Source organism: Tardiphaga sp. OK245 (genome assembly GCF_900108575.1).
Classification (GTDB): domain Bacteria; phylum Pseudomonadota; class Alphaproteobacteria; order Rhizobiales; family Xanthobacteraceae; genus Tardiphaga; species Tardiphaga robiniae.
On record NZ_FNWZ01000003.1, the window covers coordinates 815,808 to 829,615 of the forward strand.

Genomic DNA, 13,808 nt, shown 5'->3' on the forward strand with positions numbered 1-13,808 from the left:
ATCAATTCTCCGGTTGTTTCCTCCGGAAGCGTGTGAGCAAACGAGCGTTCGGGCAGAGGATTCTGCCGTGCAGCCCGGATGCCACCGGACGGCGATTAAGCCATGCTTCCGTGTGAGATGGGCCGGCTTATAGCCGGATTCCCGGGATAAGCAAGGAAATCCGGCGGCTTCGGCCGGTTTACCGCGCGGGTTGCCAGCTCAAAGCGTTTCGACCATTTCCACCCCGGAAACCGCCTTGATGGCGCCGGCAATCTGCGGGGACACCTGGAACCGGCCTTCGAGCTTGAATTCGACCTCAGTTTGCAGGTCGAGGCGAAGGATCAGCGAGACGTCGCCCCCGCCGGCGGCATTGCTAGGCTGCGGTTGGAGGCGTTTTACCAGCGAATCCAGTGCCTTGGTGTCCTTCATGGTCACCCTGAGCCCCTTCTGGGTCTTGGCAGCGGCGGCATCCAGAGGCTCCGCGTGGAGAACCCGGGCCCGAACGTCCTCGCCCTGGAGTTCGGCACCGAGTTGCAGCAGCACCGCGGTACCCGGTTCCAGCACGTCGCGGTATTGGGCAAGCCCTTCGGAGAACAGCACCGCCTCGAAATGGCCGGTCGGGTCGGATAGACCCATGATGCCCATCTTGTTGCCGGTCTTGGTCCTCCGCTCCATGCGGGACACGACGGTAGCCGCCACCCTGCCCGCCGTAGCGCCGGTTTTGACCGCGCGGCAGAACTCGGCCCAGCTCTGCACCCGCAGTCGCTTCAGGGCGGTCGCATAGTCATCGAGCGGATGGCCGGACAGGAAGAAGCCAATAGCGTCGTATTCCTTGCGCAGCTTCTCCGCCGCCAGCCAGTTGTCGATCTGCGGCAACATGATGGTCGGCGCATCGGCCGCGCCGCCAAACATGTTTCCCTGACCGATTGTCGTATCCACATGGGCGCTCTGGCAGGCGGCCAAAATAGCATCCGCGCCGCCATGCACGCGGGCACGATGTGGATCGAGCGTATCGAAGGCGCCGGCCGCAGCGAGTGTTTCGATGATGCGCTTGTTGACGGCGCGTGGGCTCACGCGCGACGCAAAGTCGGCAAGCGACGTGAACAAACCATTCTTGTTGCGCTCGGCGACGATCAGCTCGACGGCGCCAGCGCCGACGCCTTTCAACGCGGCCAGCGCATAATAGATCGTGTTGTCGCTGACCTCGAAGGTGACGCCCGAACGATTGATGTTCGGCGCCTCGACCTTGATACCGAGCCGCTGCGCCTCGGCGCGAAATTCCGACAGCTTGTCGGTGTTGCCCATGTCGAGCGTCATCGACGCCGCAATGAACTCCACCGGATAATGCGCCTTCATATAGGCGGTGTGATACGACACCAGCGCATAGGCCGCCGCGTGGCTCTTGTTGAAGCCATAGTCGGCGAATTTTGCCAGCAGATCGAAGATCGTATCGGCCTGCCCCTTCGGCACGCCGTTCTTGACAGAGCCTGCAACGAAGATCTCGCGCTGCTTTTCCATTTCGGCGCGGATCTTCTTGCCCATCGCGCGGCGCAGCAGGTCGGCGTCGCCGAGCGAATAGCCGGCCATGACCTGTGCGATCTGCATCACCTGTTCCTGATAGATGATGACGCCGAAAGTTTCCTTCAGGATCGGCTCGATGATCGGATGCAGATATTCCGGCTCTTCATCGCCATGCTTGCGCGCGCAATAGGTCGGGATGTTCGCCATCGGGCCCGGACGATACAACGCGACCAGCGCGATGATGTCCTCGAAACGGTCGGGCCGCATGTCCACAAGCGCGCGCCGCATACCCTGGCTTTCCACCTGGAACACGCCGACCACTTCACCGCGCGCCAGCATCTCGTAGCTCTTGGGATCGGTAATCGGCGTGGTCGCAAGATTGACGTCAATATTGCGCTGCTTGAGCAGCTTCACGGCGACATCGAGCACCGTCAACGTCTTCAGGCCGAGGAAGTCGAACTTCACGAGACCTGCTGGCTCAACCCATTTCATGTTGAACTGGGTGACCGGCATGTCCGATTTCGGATCGCGATACATCGGCACGAGCTGCGACAGCGGCCGGTCGCCAATCACGATGCCTGCGGCGTGGGTCGAAGCGTGGCGTGTCAGGCCCTCGAGACGCTGCGCAATATCGAAGGCTTTGGCGACGATCGGATCCTCGTCGCGGAGCGCCTGCAGTTTCGGCTCGCCTTCGATCGCCGCAGCCAAGGTCACAGGGGCCGCCGGATTTTGCGGCACCAGCTTGGTCAGCTTGTCGACCTGGCCATAGGGCATCTGCAGCACCCGGCCGACGTCGCGCAACACGCCGCGCGCCTGCAGCGTGCCGAAGGTGATGATCTGCGCGACCTGATCGCGGCCGTAGCGCTGCTGCACATAGGAGATCACCTCACCGCGGCGATCCTGGCAGAAGTCGATATCGAAGTCGGGCATCGAGACGCGTTCCGGATTGAGGAAGCGCTCGAACAGCAGGTTGAACTGCAGGGGATCGAGATCTGTGATGGTCAAGACCCAGGCGACCAGCGAGCCGGCGCCCGAACCGCGGCCCGGTCCGACCGGAATGCCCTGCGCCTTCGCCCATTTGATGAAGTCGGACACGATCAGGAAGTAACCCGCATAGTTCATGCGGGAGATGACGTTGAGTTCGAAGTCGAGCCGCGCGTGGTATTCCTCCTCGCTCTTGCCCTGCGACACGCCGTGGATCTCGAGACGTTTGCGCAGGCCTTCCTCGGCCTGACGGCGCAACTCGTCGGATTCCTCCTGGGCCGCACCTTCAGCGTTACTGCCGGCGCCCACCGTGAAGCGCGGCAGGATCGGCTTGCGCGTCTTTGGCCGGAACGAGCAGCGCTCGGCGATTTCGACGGTTGACGCCAATGCCTCGGGAATATCGGCAAACAGAACCGCCATTTCGGCGCGAGTCTTGAAGCGATGATCGGTAGTGAGCTGCTCGCGGTCCGTTTCGGCAATGATCCTGCCACCGGCGATACATAGCAGCGCATCATGGGCCTCATAGTCATCCGCGGCGGCAAAATACGGCTCGTTCGTTGCCACCAGCGGCAGGCCCTTGGCGTAAGCCAGGTCTATCAAACCCGCTTCGGCGCGGCGCTCCTTCTCTGCGCCATGACGCTGCAGTTCGATGTAGAGCCGATCGCCGAATAGCGATGCGAGTCGGTCGCAACGCGTAGCGGCAAGCGCGGATTGATCGGCGAGCAGCGCCTGATTGATCGGACCGTCAGGACCGCCGCTCAACGCGATCAGGTCTTCTGTTTCCTCCAGCAGCCATTCCAGCTTGATGTGGGGCGCATGATTGACCGGGGTTTCCAGAAACGCGCGCGAGTTGAGTTTCATCAGGCTCTGATAGCCGCGCTCCTTGGCGGCCAGCAGCACAATGCGCGGCATCACGGCGTTCAGCGCATTACGGGCATTGGGATCCTGGTCACCGAAATCGATCGCGACCTCGCAGCCCGTGATCGGCTGGATGCCATAGCCCACCAGCTTCTCGGAGAATTCCAGCGCGCCAAACATGTTGTCGCTGTCGGTCAGCGCCAGCGCCGGCTGATGGTCGGCCTTCGCCAGTTCCGCCAGTTTTTGGATCTTGATCGAGCCCTTCAGCAGCGAATAGGCCGAATGCACGTGCAGATGGACAAATCCGGCATTCGACGCGGCGGCGGGCTTCTGACTCATGGCGTGGGGCGTTCCGGACTTTGCAGCGCCCGATCTGGGCAGTCATCGACACTGGGGATCGCGGCAGCCTGTTCAGGCCGACTCGCTGCCCTATGGTGATGCCTGCCCCCGGCCAAGTCCATGTGAAACCCGCTCGGGCCCGGAAGCGTCCCCGCATTCCCTAGGGAATGCCTGTCATTCCCCGGGAGCGTTCCCGTATCCACCGGAGAGTGCTTCCCCGGTGTTCCGGCGCCAGCTTCGCAGCCAGCGTCCGGGAGCAAGATCACAGCTGGGGGATCAGTTGCGCCCAAACCGCAATCATGCCGACGAACAGGACGATCGATGCCAGTGCAGCGGCTTCTTCAACAAAGGTCTTCAACATGGTGGCCTCCGTGATCTCTGGAACATATGAAGAACATTGTTCTCATTCTGTTCCTGAGTCAAGCAGCCGATCCGGGCTCGTCGCGCCTCATATTCGGGATGGTTAAAATGGCAGGCCGGCACGCTTTACGCCCAGCCAGCCAAGGCCATCCCTCGCCGGCGATCACCTACGCCGTATTGCGTCGCCTGTGCCGAACAAGCCCTGTTACGGCATGTTTCCGGCGCCAGATGCGGAGCGGAATCCGGCTTTGTGAGTTGACGAATACCTCTCGGACCGGCTTTGTGCCGGTCAGAGATCACACGCAGCCGGCCATCTGAGTCGGCAGGAGAATTCGATGCGCGCAGCCCTGCTTGCTCTGGTCGCCTTCGGCGCCCTCTCGGCCCTCACCGTCACGCCCGCCGCAGCACAGCGCACCGATCCCGGCCCGTTCTCGTTCAACACGCCGAGCGGTTATCCGTTCTGCATGCGCTCGCTCTATGACGACGACGACTGCAGCTACCGCACCTATGCGCAGTGCGCCGCGACGGCATCGGGCATCGGCCTGACCTGCTTTGCCAATCCGGCGCTGGCCTATGCGCAGACCTACGCGCCGCAGCAGCCGCGCGTGAAGCGCAAGCGTAAGAGCAGCTACTGAGCGACGGCGCCGTCCGCGGCGCCCCGCTTTTTCTCTCTCAAATGAAACGAGTGGCGGGGTCAGTCGAGTTCGACGACCTTGCCGTTTTCCAGCGACACCCGCCGGTCCATGCGGCCAGCCAGTTCCATGTTGTGGGTCGCGATCAGCATCGCCACCTTGGTCGCCTTCACGAGCTGCATCAGCGCCTTGAAGACGTGATCCGCGGTGTGCGGATCGAGATTGCCCGTCGGCTCGTCGGCAAACAACACGCGCGGTGCATTGGCCACCGCACGGGCAATCGCAACGCGCTGCTGCTCGCCGCCCGACAGCTCCGCAGGGCGATGTGTGATGCGTTCGGCCAGACCCAGATAGGCCAGGATTTCCTTGGCGCGGGCAACCGTCTCGGAGCGCTTCAGGCCGCGGATCATCTGCGGCAGCATGACGTTCTCCAGCGCGGTGAATTCCGGCAGCAGCCGATGTGACTGGTAGACGAACCCGATATCGGTGCGGCGGATCTGGGTGCGCTCGGTGTCCGACAGGCCCGAGGTCGCGGTGCCGCCGACATAGACCTCGCCGTCATCCGGGCTCTCGAGCAGGCCGGCAATATGCAGCAGCGTCGACTTGCCCGAGCCGGACGGCGCCACCAGCGCGACAGACTGCCCCGCCCACAATGCCAGCTTGGCATTGTCGAGAATGGTCAGAACGCTTTCGCCCTGGGTGTATTGCCGCTTGATGTCGTGGAGATAGACCACCGGTACATCATCTGCCCCTTGCGCCATATCAGTCACTCACTCGTATCTTAGCGCATCGACGGGATCGAGGCGCGCGGCGCGCCACGACGGGTAGAGGGTCGCCAGGAACGACAGCGTCAGCGCCATGATGACCACCGCGCTGGTTTCGCCGACGTCGACCTCGGCCGGCAGCTTGGACAGGAAATACAGTTCCGGCGAGAACAGCTCCGTGGATGTCATCCAGGAGATGAATTGCCGGATCGTCTCGATGTTGAAGCAGACCAGTAGTCCAACGAAGAAGCCGACCAGCGTGCCGACCACGCCGATCGCAGCACCGGTGATCAGGAACACCCGCATGATCGAGCCTTGAGAGGCGCCCATGGTGCGCAGGATCGCGATGTCGCTGCCCTTGTCCTTCACCAGCATGATCAGGCCGGAGACGATGTTCAGCGCCGCCACCAGCACGATCAGCGTCAGGATCAGGAACATGACGTTGCGCTCGACTTGCAGCGCATTGAAGAAGGTCGAGTTGCGCTGCCGCCAATCGACGATGAAGATCGGTCGCCCGGCCGCCTCGGTCACGAGCTTGCGATACTCGTCGATCCTGTCGGGATTGTTGGTGTAGACCTCGATCGAGGTCACGTCAGAAGGGCGATTGAAGTAAGTCTGCGCCTCGGCCAATGGCATGAAGACGAAGGTCGAGTCATATTCCGACATGCCGATCTCGAAGACGGCAGCAACCTTGTAGGGCTTGATCCGCGGCGTCGTGCCCATCGGGGTCACCGCCCCCTTCGGCGAGATCAACGTGATCATGTCGCCGGCGTGGATCGAGAGCTGATCTGCCAGCCGCCGACCGATCGCCACACCCTGCCCGTCATCGAAGCCTTCGAGCGTGCCCTGCTTGATGTTCTTGGCGATCGACGTGAGGTTATTGAGATCGCCAGAGCGGATACCGCGGATAAAGATGCCGGCAGCACCGAACGCGGATGATCCCAGTCCCTGGCCATCCACAACCGGCGCCGCGAGACGAATGCCATTCACACCGCTGATGCGGTCGGCGACATCCTTCCAGTCGGTCAGAGGACTTTCCAGCGGCTGCACCAGCAGATGCCCGTTGAGACCCAAGATCTTGTCGAGCAGCTCCTTGCGGAAGCCATTCATCACGGCCATCACGATGATCAGCGTGGCGACGCCGAGCATGATGCCGAGGAACGAGAAGCCGGCAATGACGGAGATGAATCCCTCTTTGCGGCGCGCGCGGAGATAGCGTCCGGACAGCAGCCATTCGAAGGCGGCGAAGGGTGGGGTTCGAACTGGCTCGCTCATGGCATCATCCATCGCCCGACTCCCATACGAATCGGGCTTATTCTAGCCGCATCGTGAGTGATGCGGCGACCACACAGTGGATAAGTCGTCAGGACGTCAGCTTTGCGACGACCTCGGCGGCGCTGATATTCTCACGTGAACCGTCATCGCGCCGCTTCAGCTCGACCTTGCCTTCGGCCAGCCCCTTCGGGCCAACGAGGATCTGCCAGGGCACACCGATCAGATCGGCAGTGGCAAACTTGCCGCCGGCGCGCTGGTCGGTGTCGTCATAGAGCACATCGACGCCCTTGGCCGAGAGCTCCTTGTAGAGCGCCTCGCAGGCCGCATCCGTATCGGCCGAACCCTGCTTGAGGTTGAGGATGGCGGCGCGGAACGGCGCCACTTCCTCGGGCCACTTGATGCCGTTCTCGTCATGGCAGGCCTCAATGATCGCGCCCAGCAGCCGCGATACGCCGACGCCGTAGGAGCCGCCATGGATCGCCGTCTCCGCGCCATCGGCGCCGGCAACGGTCGCCTTCATCGCGTCGGAATATTTGGTGCCGAAATAGAAGATCTGGCCGACTTCGATACCGCGGGTGTTGAGCCGCCGATCGGCCGGCACTTCGCTTTCGAACCGCGCAGCGTCGTGGACGTCTTCGGTCGCCGCATAGATCGAGGTCCACTGATTGATGATGCCCGTGAGATCACCGCTATAATCGACATCGGCCGGCGGGATCGGCAGATCGAGCACGTTCTTGTCGCAGAACACGCCGGACTCGCCGGTCTCAGCGAGCACGATGAATTCGTGGGAGTGATCCCCGCCGATCGGTCCGGTCTCGGCGCGCATCGGGATCGCCTTCAGGCCCATGCGGGCGAAGGTGCGCAAGTAAGCGACGAACATCTGATTGTAGGAATGCTTCGCCGCGGCTTCGTCGATGTCGAATGAATACCCATCCTTCATCAGGAATTCGCGGCCGCGCATCACGCCGAAACGCGGACGCTGCTCGTCACGGAACTTCCACTGGATGTGGTACAGGTTCAGCGGCAGGCTCTTGTAGGACTTCACATAGCCGCGGAAGATCTCGGTGATCATTTCCTCGTTGGTCGGCCCGTAGAGAAGCTCCCGCTTGTGGCGGTCGACGATGCGCAGCATCTCCGGCCCATAGGCGTCGTAGCGCCCACTTTCGCGCCAGAGATCGGCGAGCTGCAATGTCGGCATCAGGAGCTCGATGGCGCCCGCCCGGTTCTGCTCCTCGCGGACGATCGCCTCGATCTTCTTCAGCACCCGCAGGCCCAGCGGCAACCAGGCATAGATGCCGGCGGCCTCCTGCCGGATCATGCCCGCGCGCAGCATCAGCCGGTGCGAGACGATCTCGGCTTCCTTCGGCGTTTCCTTGAGAATGGGCAGAAAATAGCGCGACAATCGCATGGTTAGGCCTGGGAATCGGAGGGACACGGGAGAACGCGAGTGAAACCGGATCGGCCGCCAAAATACAAGGGCGACGGGTCGGACGCCGGGCAGTCTAGGACATGGAGCTGGCAATCGGGGCTTAATTCCGTTCGCCTGGCGAATTGCTTCGCAGGCTGTCAAATATCTCCATTTCCGATATCGGCCACAGCGACCCCAGCGTGACCGGAAATCGCGTAAAAGGTCGCGATTCTACCCTTGGCCTAAATTTTGAACACACATTGCCGAAATTGGTGACAAACAAAAAAAGTTAAGCTACGACTCACAGCTCAGGCGGTTCGTAAGGACAGAGTCTGGTGGTCCAAGTCTCGGGAGGAGCCCTGACGCGCTCAAGCAGCGTCAACCCGCTAAGCAAGGATAAAATCCAAAGTTTGGGGTAATAGGGTCGACACAATTTTCCGAGCAGGGCTGCGGCCCTGCTCTTTTTTTTCGGCAGATTCCCGACAACGATAGCGACGCTTCATATCGTCCGAGACGCAAAAAAGGCCGGCATCCATGCCGGCCTTTTTTCGGAGATGCAAAGCGCCGCGTATTACAGCGCACCACCCTTCGGCTTGATGCCCGACAGCCACGAACAGATCAGGCCCTGTACCGCGCCGACGATCCCGAATGTAAGAATCTGACGCAGCGGAATCGACACCGACGTCCAGATCAACATCATCCCGATACTCACGACATAGCCAGTCAACGCCGAGGTCAGCACCTTCGGCCACAGCTGCATCTTGTCTTCAAGGAACCAGTCCTCAAGCCACATCACCAGCGACGGGATCAGCCCGAACCAGTAGGCAAATGGCAATCCCATAATGAAGCCGGGAAAGCCGCCGATGATCCTGCCGCTGGCAATTTCGCGCAGCTCGAAAACCGCGAAACCGACAGCCGGCCCAAGCAACAGAAAAAGCAGAAAGCGCTTCATGCGTCAGCTCCGTATCGACACCTGAAAGGACAGACTCCGCAGGTTAAAGATCGCTCTCAGATCGGCACGCCCATCAGCTTCGAGAGCCTCTCGATGTTGAAGTAGCCCATGCGATACGCATACATGCCGCCCGCGAATAGCACCGCGGAAATCACCGTGGTCCAGATCAGCTTGCGCCCCATCCGGGCCAGCACAGGCGCACCGGGATCGGTGCCGTCGGTACCCTCGCCGTCCTCATGCTGGCTGCGCACGCCGAACGGCAGCGTCAGGAACAGCGTGATCCACCAGATGACGAAATAGACCGCGAGCGACGTCGAGATCGTATAGGCCATCGCGTCCTCAGGACTGTTCGATTTCGGAAGCTTGTTCGATCTCTACCAGCGCGCCCGAGAAATCCTTGGGATGCAGGAACAGCACAGGCTTGCCATGGGCGCCGATCTTCGGCTGGCCGTCGCCAAGCACGCGCGCGCCTTCCTTGATCAGGTTGTCGCGTGCCGCGATGATATCCGGCACTTCGTAACAGATGTGATGAATGCCGCCGTCAGGATTGCGCTCGACGAATTTGGCGATCGGGGAATCCGCGCCCAGCGGCTGGATGAACTCGATCTTGGTATTCGGCAGCGTCGCGAACACCGTGATCACGCCATGCTCCGGCAGCGGCACGGTCGCGGAAATCTCGGCACCGAAGGCGGTGCCGTAGATCTTCGCAGCTTTCTCCGCATCGGCGACGGCAATCGCCACATGATTGAGCCGGCCCAGCATCGTGTTTCCTCCGTCGTCTTTGTTTCTTTGCTTTTAGTCTTCGACCTGCAGGATGTGAACGTAGCACATCGTCTTCTTGCCCCATTGATCGGCGAGTGACGAGCGGACGGCGCGTCGCACCGACTCCGCCATCGCATCGGGATCGCGCTTGCGCGCCTTGGGCAGGTTCTCGACGATGTTGACGACGATGTCGAACACGACATCCTCCATCACCTCGCCCTTGAGGTTCTTTTCGGGAATGCCGATCAGGTCGACCGCAGGGTCATCGACCAGTTCGCCCTTCATGGTCACGGCCAGTGCCACGAAAGCGCAACCGGCAAAGGACAGCCGGCGCCGCTCGCTCACCGCGCGGGACTTGGAATCCTCGAGAATGAGGCCGTCCTTGAACATGCGGCCCGACGGCAATTCGTCGATGACGGCAGCATCGCCGGGCGCCAGGCGCACGAGGTCGCCGTTCTTGACGATCATGGTCCGCGGCACGCCGCAGGCGCGCGCGAGCTTGGCATGCTCATGCAGATGCAGCGCCTCGCCATGGACGGGGATCAGCAATTGCGGACGAACCCAGGAAATCATGTCGCGCAATTCGTCGCGGCGCGGATGGCCCGACACATGCACCAGCGCATCGCGATCGGTGATCACCTCGATGCCCTGCGTGACAAGACCGTTGATGATGGTGCCGACCGCCTTCTCGTTGCCCGGAATGGTCCGCGACGAGAAGATCACCGTATCACCCTTGTTGAGGGTCACCATCGGATGATCGTCGCTGGCGATACGCGCCAGCGCCGCGCGCGCTTCACCCTGACTGCCCGTGCACAGCGCCACCACCTTGTCCGGCGGGAAATGGCCGTAATAGTCGGCGTTACGGAACGCCGGCAGTCCATCGAGATAGCCGCATTCGCGGGCCACCTGCACGACGCGCTCCATAGCGCGGCCGACCAGCACCACTTCGCGGCCCGCGGCCTGCGCCGCTTCGGCAACGGCCCGCAACCGCGCCACGTTCGATGCGAAGGTCGTAACGGCGACGCGGCCCTTGGCAGCCTTCACCAGTTTGGTGAGCGTGGCGGCAACCTCCGTTTCGGAAGGTGAGCGGCCATCGCGCACCGCATTCGTGGAGTCGCCGATGATGGCCAGCACGCCGGCATCGCCGAGTTCGCGCAGCCGCTTTTCGTCGGTTGGCAGGCCTATGATCGGCGTCGGATCGATCTTCCAGTCACCGGTATGCAGCACGGTGCCGAGCGGCGTGTGCAGCGCGATCGCATGGGATTCCGGAATCGAATGCGCAACCGGAATGAACTCGATATCGAACGGGCCGAGATTGATGCGGCCGCCCGAGGGCACCACGGTGACCGGGATCTTCGGCGGATTGCGCTCGCTGGCGCATTTGGCTTCGAACAATGCGGCGCTGAACTGCGTCGCATAGATCGGGCATTTCAGCTTGGGCCACAGGTCGATGATGGCGCCGAAGTGGTCCTCATGGGCGTGGGTGAGCACGAGACCGACGAGATTCTTCTTTTCCTTTTCCAGGAAGCGCACGTCGGGCATCACCAGATCGATACCTGGCAGATGTTCCTCGTCGCCAAAGTAGACGCCGAGGTCGATCGCCAGCCACTTCCCGGCCAGGCCATAGATCGACAGGTTCATGCCAATCTGGCCGACGCCTCCCAGCGGTGCGAAGGTCAATTCGTTGGGTCGCGTCATTTGCGTACTGTCCTTGTCGACGCGGCCGATCCGAAATGAACGTCGCCGGCGGTAATAGGGATTCGCCGGCGATCCGCTGTCGCGACAATCATACAACCGGCCTCATCAATGGTGTCGAAAATTCCCGAAATCGTCTGTACCCCGTTGTCCACGGACACCGGCTGACCGATCCCTGCTGCACGCTCCAGCCACTGTCGCCGGATCTCGGCAAACCCGCGGCCGGAATCCCAGATGCCGCGCATCTCCTGCCAGGTGTCCGAAAGCGCCGCAAACAGGTCTTCAGCGCTGGCGCTGACACCCATCGCATGCAGGCAAGCAACCGGATAAGGCATATTGTCGGGGGCCGCCACCACATTGGTGCCGATGCCGACGACAACAGCAAGCTGGCCGTTCGGCGCTGCCTCCGCCTCCAGATTCATTCCGACCAGCTTGTGCCCGCCTGCCAGAACGTCGTTCGGCCATTTCAGCCGATAATCATTCGCGGCCGACTGCGGCGCCCGCATCGCGGCTTCGACGCTGATCTGTCGGAGCGCCTTCTCAACGGCAACGCCGGCCGCAAAGCCCAGCGTCGCCGCAACTGAGGGCGTCACATCAAGAACTTCCAGCACCGAACTGGCGAGGTTCCCGCGGGGAGCGACCCACGGCCGATGCCGCCGCCCACGTCCCGCAGTCTGTTCCGTTGTGACAAACCACATCGGACCGCGCTCGCCTGCGCGCGCGCTGTCCATAGCTTCCGTATTGGTCGAACCGGTTGTGTCGAATGCGGCGAGCTTCGTGCCCGCCGCGAGGGCTCGGGGACCGAGCGAAAATACCATCTAGAACAGCGACTTCGCTGCGAATGCCGCCGCGCTGACCAGAGGCGCCGGATAGACGAAGAACAACACGTTGAAGAGACCCGCCACAGCCAGCACCGTGCGCAGTTCAACACGCATCGGATCGAGCTTCCCGACCGGCTCGTCGAAATACATGAGCTTCACGATGGACAGATAGTAGAACGCGCCCACCACGCTGGCCAACACACCGACCACGGCCAGTACGAACAGGCCCGACTTGATGGCCGCCATGAAGACGTAGAACTTGCCGAAGAAGCCGGCCAGCGGCGGCACGCCTGCCAGCGAGAACAGGAACATCGCGAAGAAGAAGGCGATGATCGGATTGGTGCGCGACAGGCCGGCGAAATCCTTGATCGTCTCAACCGGCTGGCCACCCCGCTTCATGGTCAGGATGATGGCGAAGGTGCCGAGGGTCATCGCGACATAGATCGCGATATAGACCAGCACGCCCTGCGCACCCTCCTGCGTGCCGGCGGCAAGGCCGACCAGCGCGAAGCCCATATGGCCGATCGACGAATAGGCCATCAGGCGCTTGATGTTGGTCTGGCCGATGGCGGCGAACGAGCCCAGCACCATCGAGGCCAGCGACACGAACACCACGACCTGCTGCCATTGCACCACGATGCCCGGGAACGCGGTCAGCGTGACGCGGGTGAACACAGCGAGTGCTGCAACCTTCGGGGCCGAAGCGAAGAAGGCGGTGACGGGCGTCGGAGCGCCTTCGTAGACATCGGGCGTCCACATGTGGAACGGCACGGCCGAAACCTTGAAACAGAGGCCGGCGAGCAGAAACACCAGCCCGAACACCAGGCCGATATTGCCGGTCTTGGCTTCGGCGGCGATGCCGGCGAAGGACACCGTGCCGGTAAAGCCGTAGATCATAGAAGCGCCGTAGAGCAGCATGCCGGACGACAGCGCACCCAGCACGAAATACTTGAGGCCGGCTTCGGTCGACTTTGCATTGTCGCGGTTGGAGGCTGCGACGACATAGAGCGCAAGGCTCATCAGTTCGAGGCCGAGATACAGCATGATCAGGTCGCCGGCCGAGATCAGCACCATCATGCCGAGCGTCGAGAGCAGCACCAGGATGGCGTATTCGAAAATGCGACGGGACTGGTCCGCGAGGAATTCACGCGACAGGATCAGCGTCACGGCCGACGCGATGATCGCCAGCACCTTCAGGAAGCGCGCATAATCGTCGACGATGAAGCTGCCGCCGAAAGTGACATGCTTGCCCGTGGGCAGCATGATTTCAGCCGCTCCGACCACCACCAGCAGACAGACGGCGAGCGTGGTGACCAGGCCCGTGACCTTCGGTCCGTTGAAGGCACCGATCATCAGCAGCACCATGGCGCCAACCGCGAGCATCAGCTCCGGCAGTACGGGCAGCAGGGAATATCCGGCGGTCGTAATCGTCATTGCGCGTTATCCTGATCTGCTGCG

General features: G+C 62.0%; 11 protein-coding genes. 1 reads left to right on the plus strand and 10 read right to left on the minus strand.

Going from position 1 to position 13,808, the window contains the following annotated elements:
• Positions 1-198: 198 nt before the first annotated feature.
• A complete protein-coding gene (gene dnaE / locus BLW80_RS16425) occupies positions 199-3,681 on the minus strand; it encodes a DNA polymerase III subunit alpha (RefSeq protein WP_093758767.1) in 3,483 nt (1,160 codons plus the stop codon).
• Positions 3,682-4,376: 695 nt separating this feature from the next.
• On the opposite strand from dnaE, the gene BLW80_RS16430 reads away from it, so the two are divergent.
• Positions 4,377-4,676: a DUF3551 domain-containing protein gene (locus BLW80_RS16430; protein ID WP_089264549.1), complete on the plus strand. Its 300-nt coding sequence runs from the start codon at positions 4,377-4,379 to the stop codon at positions 4,674-4,676.
• Between the two features lie 59 nt (positions 4,677-4,735).
• Here BLW80_RS16430 and BLW80_RS16435 read toward each other — a convergent pair whose 3' ends face one another.
• From BLW80_RS16435 to nuoN, 9 genes are all read right to left on the minus strand, one after another.
• Positions 4,736-5,434 carry an ABC transporter ATP-binding protein gene (locus BLW80_RS16435; RefSeq protein WP_068730961.1) on the minus strand — a complete coding sequence of 233 codons (699 nt, stop codon included), beginning with the start codon at positions 5,432-5,434 and terminating at the stop codon, positions 4,736-4,738.
• Positions 5,435-5,443: 9 nt separating this feature from the next.
• Positions 5,444-6,724, minus strand: a complete 1,281-nt coding sequence (locus BLW80_RS16440; protein ID WP_068730873.1) for a lipoprotein-releasing ABC transporter permease subunit — start codon at positions 6,722-6,724, stop codon at positions 5,444-5,446.
• Between the two features lie 76 nt (positions 6,725-6,800).
• Positions 6,801-8,120 carry a proline--tRNA ligase gene (gene proS / locus BLW80_RS16445; protein WP_093758768.1) on the minus strand — a complete coding sequence of 440 codons (1,320 nt, stop codon included), beginning with the start codon at positions 8,118-8,120 and terminating at the stop codon, positions 6,801-6,803.
• A 571-nt stretch (positions 8,121-8,691) separates the two neighbouring features.
• Positions 8,692-9,072 (minus strand): hypothetical protein, encoded by a 381-nt coding sequence (locus tag BLW80_RS16450; RefSeq protein WP_093758769.1) that lies wholly within the window; start codon positions 9,070-9,072, stop codon positions 8,692-8,694.
• Positions 9,073-9,128: 56 nt separating this feature from the next.
• Positions 9,129-9,404 carry a DUF1467 family protein gene (locus BLW80_RS16455; protein ID WP_093758770.1) on the minus strand — a complete coding sequence of 92 codons (276 nt, stop codon included), beginning with the start codon at positions 9,402-9,404 and terminating at the stop codon, positions 9,129-9,131.
• A gap of 7 nt (positions 9,405-9,411) precedes the next feature.
• A complete protein-coding gene (gene mce, locus BLW80_RS16460; protein ID WP_068730877.1) occupies positions 9,412-9,834 on the minus strand; it encodes a methylmalonyl-CoA epimerase in 423 nt (140 codons plus the stop codon).
• Positions 9,835-9,867: 33 nt separating this feature from the next.
• Positions 9,868-11,532 (minus strand): ribonuclease J, encoded by a 1,665-nt coding sequence (locus BLW80_RS16465; RefSeq protein WP_089264553.1) that lies wholly within the window; start codon positions 11,530-11,532, stop codon positions 9,868-9,870.
• Positions 11,529-12,347, minus strand: a complete 819-nt coding sequence (locus BLW80_RS16470) for a biotin--[acetyl-CoA-carboxylase] ligase (protein ID WP_093758771.1) — start codon at positions 12,345-12,347, stop codon at positions 11,529-11,531. The genes BLW80_RS16465 and BLW80_RS16470 overlap by 4 nt, the downstream gene beginning before the upstream one ends.
• Positions 12,348-13,784, minus strand: coding sequence for an NADH-quinone oxidoreductase subunit NuoN (gene nuoN / locus BLW80_RS16475; RefSeq protein WP_093758772.1), 1,437 nt, complete (start codon positions 13,782-13,784; stop codon positions 12,348-12,350). It lies immediately after the preceding gene.
• Positions 13,785-13,808: the final 24 nt, after the last annotated feature.